Origin of the sequence: Coleofasciculus sp. B1-GNL1-01 (assembly GCF_040220235.1) — a bacterium.
Taxonomy (GTDB): Bacteria; Cyanobacteriota; Cyanobacteriia; order Cyanobacteriales; family Coleofasciculaceae; genus Coleofasciculus.
Map to the genome: position 1 here is coordinate 128,561 of NZ_JAVJTO010000088.1, position 18,107 is coordinate 146,667.

11 protein-coding genes are annotated in these 18,107 nt (G+C 47.3%); 2 read left to right on the forward strand and 9 right to left on the reverse strand.

Going from position 1 to position 18,107, the window contains the following annotated elements; translation table 11 throughout:
* The first annotated feature begins 127 nt into the window (after positions 1 to 127).
* Positions 128 to 4,150, forward strand: coding sequence for an NB-ARC domain-containing protein (locus tag RID53_RS21935; protein ID WP_446390110.1), 4,023 nt, complete (start codon positions 128 to 130; stop codon positions 4,148 to 4,150).
* Between the two features lie 502 nt (positions 4,151 to 4,652).
* On the opposite strand, the gene lpxB is transcribed toward RID53_RS21935, so the two are convergent.
* The 6 genes from lpxB to purC form a co-directional block, all read right to left on the reverse strand.
* Positions 4,653 to 5,978 carry a lipid-A-disaccharide synthase gene (gene lpxB / locus RID53_RS21940; protein ID WP_446390111.1) on the reverse strand — a complete coding sequence of 442 codons (1,326 nt, stop codon included), beginning with the start codon at positions 5,976 to 5,978 and terminating at the stop codon, positions 4,653 to 4,655.
* Positions 5,979 to 6,171: 193 nt separating this feature from the next.
* Complete coding sequence (gene lpxA, locus RID53_RS21945) at positions 6,172 to 6,999, reverse strand: acyl-ACP--UDP-N-acetylglucosamine O-acyltransferase (protein WP_446390112.1); 828 nt, start codon at positions 6,997 to 6,999, stop codon at positions 6,172 to 6,174.
* A 419-nt stretch (positions 7,000 to 7,418) separates the two neighbouring features.
* The gene (fabZ, locus tag RID53_RS21950; RefSeq protein ID WP_446390113.1) at positions 7,419 to 7,931 is read right to left on the reverse strand and encodes a 3-hydroxyacyl-ACP dehydratase FabZ; all 513 of its coding nucleotides are present in this window, start codon (positions 7,929 to 7,931) and stop codon (positions 7,419 to 7,421) included.
* 165 nt (positions 7,932 to 8,096) lie between these two features.
* Positions 8,097 to 9,002, reverse strand: coding sequence for a UDP-3-O-acyl-N-acetylglucosamine deacetylase (gene lpxC, locus RID53_RS21955; protein ID WP_446390114.1), 906 nt, complete (start codon positions 9,000 to 9,002; stop codon positions 8,097 to 8,099).
* 210 nt (positions 9,003 to 9,212) lie between these two features.
* Positions 9,213 to 11,885: a BamA/TamA family outer membrane protein gene (locus RID53_RS21960; protein WP_446390115.1), complete on the reverse strand. Its 2,673-nt coding sequence runs from the start codon at positions 11,883 to 11,885 to the stop codon at positions 9,213 to 9,215.
* 330 nt (positions 11,886 to 12,215) lie between these two features.
* The gene (gene purC / locus RID53_RS21965; RefSeq protein ID WP_446390116.1) at positions 12,216 to 12,950 is read right to left on the reverse strand and encodes a phosphoribosylaminoimidazolesuccinocarboxamide synthase; all 735 of its coding nucleotides are present in this window, start codon (positions 12,948 to 12,950) and stop codon (positions 12,216 to 12,218) included.
* A 473-nt stretch (positions 12,951 to 13,423) separates the two neighbouring features.
* Here purC and RID53_RS21970 point away from each other — a divergent pair, with 473 nt between their 5' ends.
* Positions 13,424 to 13,681, forward strand: a complete 258-nt coding sequence (locus tag RID53_RS21970) for a DUF7219 family protein (RefSeq protein WP_446390117.1) — start codon at positions 13,424 to 13,426, stop codon at positions 13,679 to 13,681.
* 108 nt (positions 13,682 to 13,789) lie between these two features.
* On the opposite strand, the gene RID53_RS21975 is transcribed toward RID53_RS21970, so the two are convergent.
* The 3 genes from RID53_RS21975 to RID53_RS21985 form a co-directional block, all read right to left on the reverse strand.
* Positions 13,790 to 14,422, reverse strand: coding sequence for a cytochrome c oxidase subunit 3 (locus RID53_RS21975; protein ID WP_446390118.1), 633 nt, complete (start codon positions 14,420 to 14,422; stop codon positions 13,790 to 13,792).
* A gap of 72 nt (positions 14,423 to 14,494) precedes the next feature.
* Positions 14,495 to 16,180 carry a cytochrome c oxidase subunit I gene (gene ctaD / locus RID53_RS21980; RefSeq protein ID WP_446390119.1) on the reverse strand — a complete coding sequence of 562 codons (1,686 nt, stop codon included), beginning with the start codon at positions 16,178 to 16,180 and terminating at the stop codon, positions 14,495 to 14,497.
* Positions 16,181 to 16,246: 66 nt separating this feature from the next.
* Positions 16,247 to 17,260: a cytochrome c oxidase subunit II gene (locus RID53_RS21985; RefSeq protein ID WP_446390120.1), complete on the reverse strand. Its 1,014-nt coding sequence runs from the start codon at positions 17,258 to 17,260 to the stop codon at positions 16,247 to 16,249.
* Between the last annotated feature and the right edge of the window lie 847 nt (positions 17,261 to 18,107).

Sequence of the window (18,107 nt, forward strand, 5' to 3'; positions counted from 1 at the left end):
AAGTGCTGTTGAGGAATTGATGAAAGCAAATAAAATTCAAGGCTAGAGTAAGGTTAGGGTAGGATCTTCATTTAGGATAGTGCTACCCCAACCCTAAACTTTTTGCGAAAATCTCTCATTGATAACGATGCCGAGAGCTACCTATGGATCTGAAGTTCAAGCTAGAGCGCTGCGCCTGTTTGAGGCTTTGCTTTCGTTTGTTAATCACGAATTAGAAGATGGCGATGATTTGGACATCAAATCTAATTGGCGTGAGCAAGATTCAGCTAAACCCAAGCTGCTTGTAGAGACAAAGCTCAGGGTTTTAGCGGAATTGACTCGCAAGGACAAGCATCAAGGTGGCTTAACCAAGCCTCACATTCGGGAAGCTCTTCATCGGATGAAAGATTTTCTGAAAATTCTGGAAGATAATCGGGTGCAGAAGAAGGGTAAAGAAGAATGGCGTTTCACCCTAACTCTGTGGTCAAAAGATAAAGCCGAAAATCTCAAGTGGTTTGACCAAGAGTGGGAACGTTTACGACCACCTAAGTCTAAGCAACAAGCAGGGGCTATTGCAACTGCACCCCAAACGGTTAGATGTAAGCCCCCGATGAGAGGTATTCCCCCCTTACCTCCTTATTTTGTAGAGCGCCCAGAAACGAGTCAAAAGCTAAAGCAATACCTACTTTCTGAGAAAACTGCCCGGATAGGAACCTTAGTAGTGTATGCGATTTACGGTTTGGGGGGTATTGGTAAATCTACCCTTGCGGCGGCTTTGACTTATGACCCAGAGATACAGGATTATTTTCCCGATGGCGTTTTATGGGTAACTTTAGGTCAACAGCCAGACTTGCTTTCACATCTGAGTCGCTGGATACAGGAGTTAGGGGATTATGACTTTAAACCTACCACAATAGATACAGCTTCAATGCATTTGCAAAGACTGTTGTACGATAAAGCTGTGCTGTTGGTAGTTGATGATGTTTGGAGTTTAGACCATTTTGAACCCTTTCGGTTTTGGGGTACAAAATGTCGGCTGCTAGTGACAACTCGTGAAAATCTAATTATTGACGCAATCCGCTACGAGCTAGATGTAATGACACAAGAGCAGTCATTAACACTGCTAGAAAATAGCGTGGGGAAACTATCGAAAACGGAGCGTCAGCAGGCAAAAGATTTAGCTAAGACAGTGGGTTACTTGCCCTTAGCGCTGGAGTTAGCGGCTGCTCAAATTGCTAATTATCAAGTGTCTTGGGCTGAATTACTAGCTGACTTGCGCCAGGAAATCGCTAGCTTGGAAGCCTTAGATTTCCCAGGTGCAGAAGGAATAGAAAGTGAAGCGATAAAGAAGCGTTATAGCTTATTGGCATCTTTTAACTTAAGCCTGAAACGATTGTCGCCAGACTATTTACAAAAGTTTGCCTGGTTGGGTGTCTTACCAGAAGATGCCACGATTACTTCGGCAATGATAGTCACGCTTTGGCAGTTAAATCAGGGGAAGGCAAAAAAAACGTTACGCGATTTCCAAGCTAGGGCTTTACTATTCTCCGGCAGTCCTCTTGCGGATGAAACTTCAACTTATCGCCTGCATGACTTATGGCACGATATGGCGCGTCACTTGCTCACTCGCTCTTCAGCAGTGGAGACAGATACTATACCAGGTTTGGGTTTAACCCTCCCACAAGCTCACGCTACCCTGTTGGAACACTATCGGGCAAAAACTGAAAATAATTTATGGTACACACTGCCTGATGATGGTTATATTCATGCTCATCTGACATGGCATTTGGAGAAAGCGGGCTGGATTGATGAACTGCATAAACTGCTGCAAGAGGAGACTGCACAGGGATATAACGGTTGGTATCAAGCTTGCGATCACCTAGGGCAGTTGGGGAGCTATGTGAAAGATGTGGCAAGGGCTTGGCAGTTAGCAGAAGAGGCATTTGAGTCTTGCCCTTCCCAATCCCTTGGTTGGCAATATCGCTATGCGCTGATCATAACTTCTCTCAAAAGCTTAGGAGAAAAAACTCCACCTGAACTAATAGCGGCATTGGTAAACAAGCAGATATGGACTCCTGCTCAAGGTTTAGCTTATGCTCAGCAGATACCGTACTCTGGTAATAGGGCAGAAGCCATCAAAAAACTAGCTCCTCATTTACCGGAGGCGTTACTTCCACAAGCCCTAAAGATAGCACGAGAGATTCAAGTGGAGAATGACCGTACTCTAGCGATGGTTTACCTTGCCACTCATTTTTCGCAACTCCTCCCAGAAGCATTGGAGGCAGTACGGAAGATGCACAATGAGGCTTTACCTCTCTACCCGTTAAGTCTCCTCATCCCTCATTTACCGTCTGATTTGCTCACACTCGCTTTGGCGGAGGCAAGGAAGATACAAGATCCAAATTATCGTGCCTACGCTCTAGCTTACCTAGCTTCCCATTTGCCACAAATTCGGCAAGAAGCCTTAGAAGCAGTACAAGCAATTCCCAACGAGTGGTATCGCGACCATTTTTTAAGCACCAATCCTCTAATTGACCTTGCCCCTAATTGGTCAGAAATCTTGCCAGAAGCGTTAGCTGCAGCACGTTCTCTGGGTGGATCTTTTCGCGCCCATAAATTGAGCTATCTGGCTATTAATTTTCCGCAAATCTTCCCAGAAGTTTTGGAAGCGATAGAGGCAATCCCAGATGAGAATAACCGTGCTTTAGCCTTAAGTAACATTGCTCCTGATTTGCCTTCTGATTTGCTTGAACCCGCCTTCAATGTGGCACGCAAAATTCAGAATCAGAATTATCAAGCTCTAGCCCTGAGTAATATTGCCCCCCGTTTACCAGACATTTTCTCATTCTCAGAAATTCTGAATATGGTAAGAGCGCTTCCAGATGAATGGCAGTCTTATTGGGATGAGATGCAGTATGAGTCGTATTATCTTAGAGCTTTAAGCAACCTTGCCCTCCATTCACCGGACATTTTGCCAGCAGTTTTAGAGAAAGTCTTCCAGACGCGGTTTAGTCGTGACGATACACTATGTAAACTTATACCCCATTTGCCCCCTAATTTGCTCAAACAAGCCCTTAAGTTAACACAGGCAACCCAGGATGAATTGAGTAGGGCTTATGCTTTGACACATCTTGCTTCCTACTTGCCAGAACTCTTCCCAGAAGCCTTAAAGATAGCACGATTAATTCAGGATCAATGGTCTCGTGCCAAAGCCCTAATTCACCTATCGTCTTATTTTCCGGAAATCCGGGAAGAAGCCCTTACTGCATCACGGTTAATTCAGAATGAATATTCCCGTGCTATGTCCCTAGGTGAACTGGTTCCTCATTTTCCGGAGATTTGCCCAGAAGCCTTTGAAGTGGCACAAGCCATTCCAGTGGAGTATCACCGTGCAATCGCCTTGGAAATTCTTGCCCCCCATTTGCCCCCGATTCTTCTCAAACAAGCTATTGAGGTAGCTCAAGGGCTGCATGAAAAGGATGCTCGTGCGATCGCTTTGAGTTGCCTCGCTCCCTACCTCCCCGAATCCTTGCCACAAGCTCTTGATGCAGCAATTAACGCTGAATCTCGGTTGTGTACCGATGCTCTGTGTCAGCTAATTCCTTATTTGCCCTCTAATATGCTGATACGAACATTGGAAACAGCACGGTTGATGCAGAATCAGTGTGACTGTGTTAAGGTTCTGAGTCATCTGGCTTGCCGTTTACCCGATATTTTCTCAGAAGCCCTTGAGGTAACACAAGCCATTCCGGATGAGAATGGTCGTGCTTTAGCACTCAGTTATCTTGTTCCTAATTTACCTGAACATCGGCTCGAATCTGCTCTGGAAATAGCACGAGCAATTCAGGATGAGAATCACCGTGTCTTCGCCCTTAGAACCCTTGCGTCCCGTATGCCACAAATCATACCGCAAGCTTTGGATTCGCTAAGGTTGATTCAGGATGAGTTATCTCGCGCTCGTGCCTTAAGCGAACTCACACCCTATTTAAAACTGTTTTCGGTAAATGTCTCTCTTTGGCAAGAAATTCTTCACATTTTGGCTCATCTTCCTCGTCATAATTTTTTAGAGAATCTAGTGTCTTTAAGTCCTATTCTTGTAGAGCTAGGTGGCTCCGAAGCTTTAAAGGAAACCGCCCAGGCAATCCAGGATGTTGGCAGATGGTGGTCTTGAAAACCAACCCTCATAGGTAAATATTGGGACGGTTTTGAGGATGAACCCGATGAAATTATTTATGACTTTCTGGAGTATCAATAATTTGTTTGCCTCTCTGCTTGCTCCCTTCGTCCAAGAATGCTTAAAATCAAGCGTATAAGCTGTTCGGCATTTAAACCTTAATATCAATAGTGGCGTAATCCTTGTAGTGCGAGCATCTTGCTCGCTACTAATACCCAATTTAAATGCATGACAGCTTACCTCAATTCCTGAACAACAGGGAACGGGGAATACCTAATTTATACCAAATCTGGGTTGATTATCCCCTTGATAGACTCCTTCATTCCCCCTTGCACTTCTCCACAATCACGAGATTATTCGTCCAATCAGTTTCTTGCACCATTGGTGCGAGTTTTTGATTATGGCGGTAAGGGTGGTGAATCGGGGCGGGTTTAGTCACTGATGGGTGCAACCGAAAAGATAGTAGTGAAACTGTAACCAATTTTATCAAGGCATAGATTTATTGAGTGGAGTACGCTAGCTGGAGAATCGCTAACGCCGCGCGATCGCATACTCCGACTTCCCCTAATAGTTGACGCATTTGTTGATAATTTTCCAGGGTTTGTTGACGGTTCTGGGGATTAAATAACAGTTCCATTGCTTCTCGAACTAAATTTTCTGGAGTCGCATTTTCTTGAAGTAACTCTGGCACAATTGAACGCATCACGACTAAATTTGGGGGTGACATGAAGGGAATGGAAAACTTAAGGAAATTACGGGCAATCCAGTAGGTTAATGAACTCACCCGATAAAAGACAACCTGGGGAACATTGAGCAGCACTAATTCCAAATTCACTGTACCTGATTTGGTAATCGCTAAATCAGCGGCGGCGAGTACCTCCTGAGTCTTTTCTGTTACTAATGTTGCCTGAAGTCCATAGTCTTCTATTGCCTTTTCAATCGGTTGGCGATAGGCTTGATGAGATAAGGGAATCCAAAAGATTGGGGATTGGGAAAGTTTTGACTTTTGAATAAGGGCGGGTTTTGTTGATAAGTTATCAGTGACAAGCTTATCTGAGTGGCTAAACCCGCCCCTACAATTGACTGTTGACTTATCTCCCCCTGCTTCCCAGACGTGCCATGGCACGTCTCTACAAGTCGATAACTTCTCCTGAAGCTGCTGGGCGGCGGAAAAGATAATCGGCATCATGTATTTGATTTCTTGATGTCTGGAGGCGGGTAAAAGCGCGATCGCGGTTTGATCGGGTTTAATCCCTAGCGCTGTTCTAGCTTGCTCCCGACTGGGATAAGATGGGATACGATCAACCAGGGGATGACCTACCCAATGAACGGATGCGCCTTTTTCTGCAAAATAACGCGCTTCTTCGGGAAATATAGCTAACAGTTTGTGTGTCATTTCCACAATTGTGGCGGTATTGCGGGGAGACAGTGACCAAACCCACTCTTGAGGGGCGATGTAATAGACGACAGGAACTTTGGGAAGCTGACGCTGAATAAACTTGCCAATACCGAGATTGGGTCCCATATAGTCAATGAGAACAACGACATCTGGAGGATTATTCTGAAGGTATTGTTTGGCGCGACGCTGAATGGTTAAGGTTGGCAGAACAAATGGCAAAGATTCTAATAGTCCGACTGAGCCAATACCCGTCGTATTTCCTAATAATGTGGCACCAGAAAGCGCCATTTTTTCGCCCCCTAATGCCACAATCGTTAACTCGATTCCTTGTTGGGTAGCTTGTTTTTTCAGGGCATCAATAAGCATTGCACCCTGTAAATCACCGGAGACTTCACCCGTACTGATAAAAATTGTTTTTTTGGTCATTCGTCAAAACACTGATTTCACGGATTTATGGGAGAGAGTGGGGGAGGGAAGTGAGAGGTTAGTTACACTGATTACAAAGATGCTTCGCTTTTGTTGTATGGAAGGGGGAGAATTCAAAGCCTCTCTCCTTGCAGTAGAGAGGTTTGGAGAGAGGTTTTTCCGATTCCATGAAAAGTAAGGTCATTCAGTTGGGTTAACACTTCTCCGTGTCTTGACTATGATGAAAACGACGCCCTGGAATCGAACCACGCCGCCCAGGTAATTGCGATCGCTCTAAGAATAGGCGTAGGTGCTGTACCTGTTCATGCTCAGAGATTAGATGGAGTTGTTCTACGGCTTGATTGAAGGTGTAATCAGAGCGATAGAGTGTCTGAAATGCCTTTTTTAAGTCTCCTAGGGACTCGCCGTTGATTCCCGCTCTTTTGAGACCCACTAAATTGAGCGATCGCACTCGTGCAGGATTGCCTTCAACTAACATATAAGGGGGTACATCTCGATCAATTCGACTCATTCCCCCCACCATCGCTAGACGCCCAATGTGGACAAATTGATGAATGCCTAAAACGCCGCCAATGGTGGCTTTTGATTCAATATGAACATGTCCGGCTAAAGCGACTCCATTAGCAATCACGACAGAGTTTTCCAACAGGCAATTGTGAGCAACGTGGACATAAGCCATCAACAGGTTATTATTGCCAATAACTGTCGCTTCTCCCGCACCCGTTGCTCGGTTAATCGTGACATATTCCCGAATCCGATTATCATCACCAATTCTGACCCAACTGGGTGCCCCATCATATTTTAAGTCTTGCGGTTCTAAGCCAATCGCTGCCCCAGGAAATATTTGGTTTCTCTCACCAATTTCCGTCGGTCCTTCTAGAACCGCATGAGCGCCAATCTTCGTCTGTGAACCCACTTTTACATTATCGCCAATGACCGCATAAGCACCAATTTGAACTGTCGGATGGAGTTGGGCGCCAGGGTGGATTACAGCAGTAGGATGAATCAGTGTTGTTGCCATATAGCGATCCTATTTGAGTGGTGAACAGGGTGAGTTTGTCATTCGTCATTCGTCATTGGTCATTTGTGAGGGTTTGAGGGTTATTTACATCACTTAATTAATATAGTTGAGTTTATTTCCACCAACCTACTTACGTTAAAGGAAGGTTGAACAGGGGACATACTAAATTTGGGTGAGCTGTAGGATTGAATGTTAGGTTAAGCGATCGCAGAAATTTTAGGTATAGCAAGTCGCTCTGGTGTATTTACAACTCCCTTCTCTGAAGCTGAGTCCAGATGGGATGTTCGTACAAACAAAGTGTAACTAGACCAGCGCGAAGCGCTATATAATCATTTATACCGACGCCTCAAGAGATTCAAGTGTGACAGGATGAAGAATCCGGGAGCGCTAACCCGAATTTGGGATAGCGCCAGTAAGAGTTATTCAACTAGAGAAAACATCAATTCCCCTTCAGCAACTCGCTGATCGTCAACGACTGCACGAGCTTGCATCTTTCCAAAACGACGGCGCTTCACCGATACGAGTTCCGTTGTCATGATCAGTTGATCACCCGGTACAACAGGACGACGAAAGCGAACTTTATCAATTCCGGCAAAAACAAATAAGGCGTCATCCATATCAGCCATTTGCTTTAAGACAATGCCACCAACTTGAGCCATGGCTTCTACAATCATCACCCCCGGCATCATCGGGCGTCCTGGAAAATGTCCTTGAAAATAGGGTTCATTAAACGTGACATTCTTAATGCCAACCGCTAGCTTTCCCGGAACATATTCAATAATGCGGTCAACTAAAGCAAAAGGATAGCGATGGGGCAGGATCTTATGAATGTCTTCAACTGTGAAAACTGTTTTGGTGGATGATTCAGACTGAGTGGGGTTGGCATTATCAGTGGAATCATCGTGAGTGTTAACGTCAATCAAGGTAGACATGAGTAAATTAGGATAAAAACGAGTACCAATGAGCAGCGTTCAGTGACCAGGTGAGTGACTCTGTAAACGTATCCAAACTGTAAGCGGATTAGAATGCTGGTCACTTAGTTTTGCGTCCGCTACACAAGGAACATGGATGAGTAAGCGTTTAGGTGCCAGTAGTGATCAATTGCCAATGACGGCTGATGATTGACCACTGACATCCCCAGCGCCGATTTGTTGAGCCAGTAATCTCGCTAATTGAATATGCAGAGTGTGACTGGCTTTGTAGGCGAGGACATGAGCGACAGGAAATTTCCCCAATAAACTCAAATCCCCTACTAAATCTAAAAGTTTATGACGCACTGGCTCATTTGAAAATCGCAAGGGCGGATTCAACCAGCCGTGATCGCCGCAAACTAAGGCATTTTCCAAGCTACCGCCTTTAATTAAACCGCGATCGCGTAATTGGTCAACTTGGTTGGCTAAACCAAAGGTTCGCGCAGGTGCGATCGCCTTAGCAAAATGCTCCTGTTCCGGTGTCCAGCTATGCCATTGATTGCCAATCGCTGGGTTCTCAAAATCAATGCCGTAGGTAAATCGCGTCATCGGTGCGGGTAAGGCGGCGACAAAGGCATCCTCTTGATTCACCCAAATGGGTTCCTTAACCACCAGTGGAGACGACAGGGAAGGTTGACTCTCAACCATCCCCACCTCCTGAATTGCTTTGATCCAAACCAATGCCGAACCGTCTAACAGGGGAACTTCTGATCCGTCAATTTCAATACAAGCATCGTCCACGCCACTCCCGGCGAGGGCGGCGAGGAGGTGTTCGACTGTTCTCACTGTCACCTCGTAATCGAAGGAAGAGGCAGAAGTCTCACCATTTTCCGCCCTCAACTGAGTCGAAAGCATCGTAGTAGAGACAGCCTCCACTCGCGCTGGAATCACAGGTTTTCCTGGCAAGTCAACGCGGACAAAATAACGTCCCGTTCCAGCTGCAGCGGGCAAGACGCGAACCGTGGTAGTGATCCCACTGTGCAATCCGACCCCTGATTGTTCAAAAGCAGCACCCAAAGTGTAGTTTGTCATTGGTCATTGGTCATTGGTCATTGGTCATTGGTTATTGGTCATTGGTCATTGGTCATTGGTCATTGGTCATTGGTCATTGGTCATTGGTCTTATGTCAGAGAACACCTCGCTCAACCCTTCGGACAAAAGAAAACAGCACGCTCACTAAGTTTTGTAACTGGTACTCAAATCCTTACAAAGGACAAAGGACGAATGACGAATGACGATCTCCTAAAAACGCTCTCCAATACCGAAATGGAGGCGGCTTTCTCCCTCATCATTAAACCCATAATCCACACGAATCGGACCCAGGGGAGATTGGACTCGGATACCAATCCCGTAGCCAAAGCCGGTGCCAGGTTTATCGCGAACGATCGCAGGTTCACCAGGTACATCATCACCGGTACCGAGATCGGTGCCGAAGTCCAAAAATAAAGCACCGCCCACCACCGAGATAATCGGAAAACGGTATTCTGCTGTAGCTTGGATAAAGCTGCGACCTGAACCCACTTCTCCCTCATCGTAACCGCGCACTGAGTTACTCCCACCGAGAGAAAAGGCTTCGTAGGGGGGTAAGTCTCCTATCGCGGTTCCGGCTTGCACGTTAAAGGCGAGGGCTTCGGCTCCTTCACTGAAATTGGTAAATTCTACAGGGAGATAGTAACTGTAGCTACCGCGCAGGCGACTGAGAAAGATACTCCCTTGACCAATCGGAATCGTCTGTTCAACGCCGAATCTGAGCAGAGAACCACTCGTGGGTCGCAGGGGATTATTGCGGCGATCGCGCACCGCCCCTAGTTGCAGGGTAAACAGGTCATCTTCACCCTCTCCACTGAAGCTTAAATCGTTTCCGAGTTCATCCTCTGGACTCAAATCACCATCTGAATCCCGAATCGACACATTTTGAAATTCTAATCCGGCTGAGGCGGTCCATTCAGAACGGCTATAGAGATCGCGGGATAAGGGACGAGTAAAATTAATTCCACCCCCGGTACGCACCACACGAGGGCGGTCACCATTGGGGAGTTCGACTTCAGGATCACCCCCGTCGAAAATCAGGGAAATCGAGCGGCGGCGGAAAGCATTCACGGTATAGGAGGTGCGGAAGGGATCGCCAGCAATCCAAGGGTCGGTAAAGCGCAGGTCAAACAGCAAGGCGCGTTCTCCCACCTGGAATTCTGCCCCTAGGGTTTGATTATTGCCACCGAGGTTTTGCTGCTGATAGCTCACTGTACCAAATAAGCCACTGGCAGAGCTAATTCCCGCCCCAGCCGCCAAGGAGCCTGTATTTTTCTCAATCACATCCACCACCACCACAACTCGACGGGGGTCAGTTCCCGGAGCAAAGGAGAGGCGCACGTCATCAAAAAGTCCTAGACCAAAAACTCGTCGCAAATCCCGTTCAGCAATTTGGCGGTTAAATACATCCCCTTCATCGAGTTGCATTTCTCTGGTGATGATAAAGGGACGGGTACGCCCACCAATGGGTTCATCCTCCTCTGTGAGTAAGCGAATTGGCTCACCTTCGTCATTCAGGATGGGTTCTCCCTCTTCATCAAGATAGCGGACGGCAATCTCTTCAATCACACCTTCTGCCACAGTCACGGTGACAATGCCATCATCATTCACATCTGAGGCATCAACCACTTGAGCCAGGTCGTATCCCTGTTCTTGATACCAGTCGTTTAACCGTTGAATGCCTTGTTGGAGGTCATTCAGGTTAAGAATTTCACCATATTGCTCTTGGAAAATCTGATCAACCACCTCCTGAGGTAGAACCCGCGCTTCGGCTTCTGGGGGAACTGTATTCACCGCCACCTGACGCAGTACAGGGTTCGGTTCGACCACAAAGGTAATCCGCACGCCCAGGGGAGTATCTTCGGGTACAACGTCTACACTTCTGAAGAAACCTGTGGCAAAGACAGCATTCACATCTTGCTGTAACTGAGAGCGTGTGGTTGCCAATCCGGGTCGGGTGCTAATGGCTCGAAAAATCTCGTTTTCCAGTTGCTCTTGGGGTCCGGTGTAATCCTGAAAGTCAATGACGACTTCTGAGACCAAGACTCGTGGTTCTGGCTGATTGGCGGGTGGCGTTGGTGCGTCAGTTGGCGGAACTTGAACTTGGGAAATTAGGGGCGGCGTTGGCGTCACCGTTGGCGTTGCTATGGCATGAAGGGCTAGATGATTTAGGGTTGTGGGGTTAATTGTTGATTGGGTCGAATTGACCTGAATCGGCGGGGAGGTTGATTCTGCCTCATTTCTAGGCTTATCTTTTGCCAATTCGCTGGTTTCTGTTGTCGTTTCGTCCATAACTTGAGCGAATCGAGGAGAAGAAATACCCTGGTGATGAACTCCCCCCTGATGTGTCGGTGTGACTGATGGTAATGGCGTTGAATCCACCTCAATTTGATGAATCGCTGGATTATCCTGAATCGGCTGGGAAATCGATTCTACCTCACCTCTAGGACTGTCTGTTGTCGATTCGCTGGTTTCTATAGAGGGTTTGTCAATAACTTGAGCGAACTGAGGAGAAGCAACATCATGGTGATGAATTCGCCTCTGATGTGTTGGTTGAACCGATGGTAATGGCGTTGAATCCACCTCAATTTGATGAATCGCTGGATTGTCCTGAATCGGCTGGGAAATCGATTCTACCTCACCTCTAGGATTGTTTGTTGTCGATTCGCTGGTTTCATTAACGGCTTCATTCAGCCAATGTTGAGCCGTTGTTGCTTCGGGGTAGTCTGGCATCCCCATTTTCTCATGGTCTTTTAACCCATCCCGTTGACTAGGTTCAAAGTCGCGGATAGGTTGGTCTGTTGTTTGCCCATGGCTAGGGGAGTTTGATAAACCGATGCTAGCCGTTACCGCGAGAATTGCCGTTAATAAAGGAGATAAGCGCATGATCCTCAGATTTTTTGACACGTCCACACACCACGTTGATTGCAAGGGTTGCGATCAGCTTTTATCCGTTGTTCACTGCTTGTTAGTCAGTTGAGCGATCGCCTACTGAACAAGCTTGATTAAGTTGACTTAGGATCTGACCTCGAGTTGCTTTAAACTTAAGATGTCATCATTTAACTGATAAAGGACAAAATACCAGGATTTTCATCACCTCGCTTACTCTGAAGCCATTAAGTTCCCCTAGCACGGCTTGGCTACCCATGCCTACCCGTTAACAAGCACAGAAAAAAGCAGACCTCATAAACTTTACAGCTTTGTGTCCTCTGCCTTCTACTTTCTGCTGTCTTGGGCTAGCACTCGCTCTAGAACTTGCTGATAGGCTTGTTCGACTTGTCCGAGATCCCGACGAAAGCGGTCTTTGTCCATGACGCGCTGTTGGGGATCAGTTTCTGCTTGGTTCCACAGACGACAGGTATCGGGGCTAATTTCATCGGCTAAGAGTAACTGTTGGTTGGTATCAATGCCGAATTCTAGCTTAAAGTCCACCAGGGTAATGCCGCAGCTTTGGAAAAAGGTGGTGAGACTCTGGTTGACTTGTAATGCCAGTTGGTCTAACTGGTTAAGTTGGTCAGGTGTTGCCAGGTCTAGGAGTAATAAGCGATCGCGAGTGAGCAAGGGATCTCCTAATTCGTCCTTCTTATAGTAGAATTCCACCAAGGGTTGGGGCAGGATTTTGCCCAGAGGTAATCCAGTTTGTTGACACAGACTCCCTGCGGCAATGTTCCTCACCACAACTTCCACGGGCAAGATTGTCACCCGCTTGACCCGCATCTGGTTGGAGGTGGGACAGTCAATAAAATGGGTGCGAATCCCTTGAGATTCCAGAAACTTAAACAAGTGAGCCGCGATCGCACAATTCATTTCCCCTTTACCGACGATTTGACCTCGCTTTTGGGCATTAAAGGCAGTTGCATCATCTTTGTAGACGGTGAGGAGTATCTCTGGATCTTCAGTCGGATAAAGGATTTTGGCTTTGCCTTCGTATAGTTTTTGCGGTTGAGACATGATCAGAGTAGGCTCGATAGATTCATTGAATCAGGATAGTGCAGTAGGGGTTGGGTCACCAAACCCCTGTCCCCCAAAGCGGCGCTGGGTTATTCACGCCAGATTCACTACAATGGTAGATGGTGGGAGTCTAAAAAATTTGTACCATTAATTATTCTGAGTCAGATAGGATGGCAAACCTCTTAGACGCTGTCCTTGTAGTTTTGTCTTGGCTACAGAGGATCGGACTAGACCGAGTACCCATCCGTGAGGCGTTGACTTCTGAGTAGTGATTTGTGATCCACTTCGCTGATGGGAAACTTGCGCCACGTTAGTTTAGGCACTGCTTCTGGTGGGGATGTCACCGTTCAACCAAGTTAATTCTCGTCAATGGACTAAGGAAAAGATGCCATCAATATTATTAAATTTCTTGAGAAATAGGGGGGAATTAGATTCCAGTTGATCGACAATAGCTTTTATCAAAGGAGATCCAAATGACCGATAGAGATGAGTTTTTATATCCACGCAGTCGCTATTACGGCGATGTCAAGCCAGAAAATTTAGTGTTTAATGCCAATTTACAGGAATTCGCGCAAAAGGTAAACTATATTTGCAACTTAGAAACCGCAGGTAAAGTTGAACCCGAAGCTGCCTATAAACAAATTAAAGAGTTGTGGCATAATTTGAGACAGAGTAAACAAGAACTGGCAGTTGGTCAGCATCCTTTCCGTCGGGATGATAGGGAGAACTAATACCAAATCCGGGGAACGCTACCCCCGTTATATGAAATATGGGAAGGTCGGATAAAGCCCACCCGACAAGGGTAGAGACGTGCCATGGCACGTCTCTACGTCTTCGCTTTAAAACAGCGTCAGGATGTACAGCAGGGTAAACAGAATAATCCAGATGATATCGACAAAGTGCCAATAAATTTCTGCCATTTCAATGCCAACGTGCTTGGTTTCACCGTAATGTCCGGGACGACGCGATCGCCATAAGACGCCGAGAATCAGTAAAACCCCGACGGTAACGTGCAACCCGTGGAATCCAGTCATCAGATAAAAGCAGTTAGCAAACACATTCGTGGTCAGACCATACCCCAATGTGAGATATTCATACACCTGACCGCCTAAGAAAATGACGCCCATAATCGCGGTAATGATATACCACAACCGCATCCCGGAGACATTATTCTTTTTAATCGCCACATCTCCGTTATGGATGACAAAACTACTCGACACCAGAATAATTGTGTTAATTGCCGGAACTAAGAGTTCCACTTCTGTGCCTTCGGGGGGCCAGGTTGTGGATACCCCTCGATAGATTAAATACGAGGCAAACATCCCACCAAACATCAGGGATTCAGAGGCAAGAAAGACGATTAGCCCCAAAACCCGATAATCGGGATGTTCCTCATGTTCCGCCACCGCCCCTTCAGCCGAGGCTTCGGGGGTAGAGGAGACTTGATATTCGTCAATCGTTGAACCTTGCATAATTTTCGTTTACCTATCGCCATCTACACGTAGAGACGCGCCATGGCACGTCTCTACAGTCATAAATTAACCTTACTTCGCTTCAACAGCAGGTTCCCCCGATGCTGGCGCACTGGGATTGAGACCTTTACCATTGCGACCATTCATGCCATACGCATAGGGACCATGGGTTAATACGGGTAAGACTTCCCAATTTTCGATTTCAGGTGGTGAACTGGTTGTCCATTCCAGGCTCAAGGCATCCCAGGGATTATCACCCACCTTGGGTCCTGCAATCCAACTCCAAATTAAATTAATCGCGAAGGGCACCACCGAGAACCCTAATAGAATCGCACCGAAGGTACAAAGCTGATTAATTGCCGTGAATTGGGGGTCATACATCGCTACCCGGCGAGGCATTCCTTGCAAACCCAAGGAATGCATAGGGAGGAAGGTGAGATTCGCGCCAATAAAGGTGAGAATAAAGTGAACCCGCCCCCAAGTTTCGTTGTACATCCGACCCGTAATTTTGGGGAACCAGTGATACATGCCAGCATAAAGACCAAACACCGAACCACCAAAGAGAACATAGTGGAAGTGCGCCACAATGTAGTAGGTATCGTGGACATGAATATCAAAGGGTGCCGTTCCCAGGGTTACGCCACTCAGTCCGCCCAAGACAAACATGCCTAACAAACCGATCGCAAACAGCATTGCCGAGGTGTAGCGGATTTTTCCCTGCCAGAGTGTCGCCACCCAGCTAAAGATTTTCACACCCGTCGGGACTGCCACAATCAGCGTGGAGATGGTGAAGAACATCCGCATCCAAGGGGGGGTGCCACTGGTAAACATGTGGTGTACCCAAACGAATAGACCGACGATACAGATGGCTAGGGATGAATAGGCGATCGCCTTATAGCCAAAGATCGGTTTACGGGCATGAACCGGAACCACTTCCGACATAATCCCGAAAATCGGCAGAATCATCAGATACACCGCCGGGTGGGAGTAGAACCAGAACAGGTGTTGATACACCACCACATTCCCCCCAGCATCGGGGCGGAAGAAGCTAGTGCCGAAGTTGATATCAAATAACAGCAGGGTTAATCCAGCCGCTAACACGGGCGTGGAAAACAGGGCTAATATCGATGTGGCTAAAATCGCCCAACAGAACAACGGCATCTGATCCCAGCGCATACTAGGAACGCGCATTTTGAAGATGGTGATGATAAAGTTCACCGAACCCAAAATTGAGGAGGTTCCCACCAAGATAATGCTGAGAATCCACATCGATTGAGCAGTATTGGCAGTAATCAGGCTCAACGGGGGGTAGGATGTCCACCCGGATTGAGCGCCGCCGAAAAAGAAACTGCCTAACAGCAGCGCCCCCGCTGGAGGAACCAGCCAAAAGGCGATCGCATTCAGTTTCGGGAATGCCATATCTCTGGCACCAATCATCAACGGGATCAGGTAGTTACCAAACCCGCCAATAGCTGCCGGAACGACCCAGAAAAAGATCATGATCGTGCCGTGATTGGTCAGAAAAGCATTATAAAGATTGGGATCAAGTAAATCGGCATCGGGGGTATACAGTTCAGCCCGCATAGCGACTGCCATTAATCCCCCGATCAAATAAAACACGAACGAGGTAACTAGGTATTGAATGCCAATGACCTTATGGTCAACATTAAACGTGAAATAGTCATACCACTTCCATGCCGTTGGATGGGAACTGTGGGAAGTGGCTTGAGATTGAGGTGCAGTTTCGGTTTGGGTCATCAGAATTTCTTGTGACAACTAAAGCAGCCTGTCCAGATGGACAACTGGAGTGTGATGGGCTTCTGTTTAGGATTCATGCATTGAGTGTAACTGGGTTAACGTTTTTTCATCAACGCCCAACTTAGTCGTGTAGGGTTCCAGAAACTCGGACTCGGATAGATCCGCCGGATTCACCGCCACGGTTTGATTCGGGTTTTGCTGCTGGGCAACTTGATTTTCCTTGAACCAAGCCTCATACTCCTCTTGGGTATGAACAATAAGCTGTGTCCGCATCGCACCGTGGTAACCCCCACAGAGTTCAGCGCAAACCACGGGATAGGTTCCAGGTTTTGTCGCAACAAACCGCAGTTCCGTTTCTTGACCCGGAATGGCGTCTTGTTTGAGGCGGAACTGAGGTACCCAGAAAGAGTGAATCACATCTTGGGCGGAGATATTCAGTTGCACGTCTTTGCCAACCGGAACGTGTAATTCACCAGCAACAACGCCACTATCGGCATAGTTAAAGATCCAAGCAAACTGTAAACCCGTGACATTCACCACTAAGTCAGCCGTCTGTCCTTGCCGTTTAGGTGCGGCGCCAAAGCCGTATTTAGCGCCCTTGGGTGCGGCTTCATCCGACTCCATCCCCTCCGCATCAGCCACTAAGGGGGCGGCGATCGCACTTCCGGGCATACTCGCCATCTGCGCGGGGGTATCGGATTTAACCAAGTTCGGTTCAAAACCACCCATGTCTCGATAAACTTCGACGCTGTAAATTCCTAGTCCAATCACGATAATGGCAGGAATGGCTGTCCAAAAGGCTTCTAAGGGCAAATTACCGATGATGGGTTCAGCATCCGTATCATCCCCCTCGCGTCGCCGAAATCGAATCATGGCAATCACAATCGCCCCTTCGACGACTAAAAACAGGGCAGTGCCGATAGTCATCATCACGTCAAAAAACTCATCGACTAACGGCGCTTGTTCTGATGCCTGTTCTGGCATCAAGCCGTGGTTTTGACCAACCCACAAACTGACCAGGGTGATAACGACACCGGCGGTCAGCGTGATAATAGTAGTTGGTACTTTTTCGTTTTCCATAGCTTATCTCCTCGGCAGCAGCAGATCTCCACCCAGGTTGGGTGAAGTCGCTGTCTGATTCTATCTTGACTATCATCGATCCTAATTCACATTTCTTTATAGCGCTTGTTTGGAGAAGACAAGGGATTCCGGTGCAGGGGTGCAGAGGTGCAGGGGTGCGGGGGTGCTGAGGTGCTGAGGTGCAGGGGTGCAGAGTCCAAATTAGATGTAGGGGCGGGTTTAGGGAATCAATTCAGATATCCACCAATAACGGAACAACAAAACCCGCCCTCCCCACCGATAACGGAACAACAAAACCCGCCCTCCCCACCGATAACGGAACAACAAAACCCGCCCTCCCCACCAATAACGGAACAACAAAACCCGCCCTCCCCACCAATAACGGAACAACAAAACCCGCCCTCCTCACCAATAACGGAACAACAAAACCCTCCCACTCCCCCAGCGAAAGGCAATCAATTAATCCAAAACCGGACAACAAAACCGATTAGATTCCCAACCGCGATCGCACATAAACAATATCGGGGTGAAAGGGTGGGGCAGGGCGGGTTTTGTACAAAGGTTATTGGTTACTCCATTAATTTTGTCCCTAAACCCGCCCGTACACAGATTTCTAGACTTAATAGAGTTAGGTTTATATCCATCCACCTAACTAGGGGCTGCTGAATAAGTGTTGTGGTGAGGGGAAGCTGGGGGAGCAAAGGACGAATGACGTAGCTTGCTTCTCGCGAAGCGAGTATGACGAATGACGATCCCCACGTAACCTTCTATCGTGGATGGTATAGCAGTCGCCAGGGTCATTAGGACATCAGATGAATGCCGCTTATTGTGTCAATGTATGTTTAGT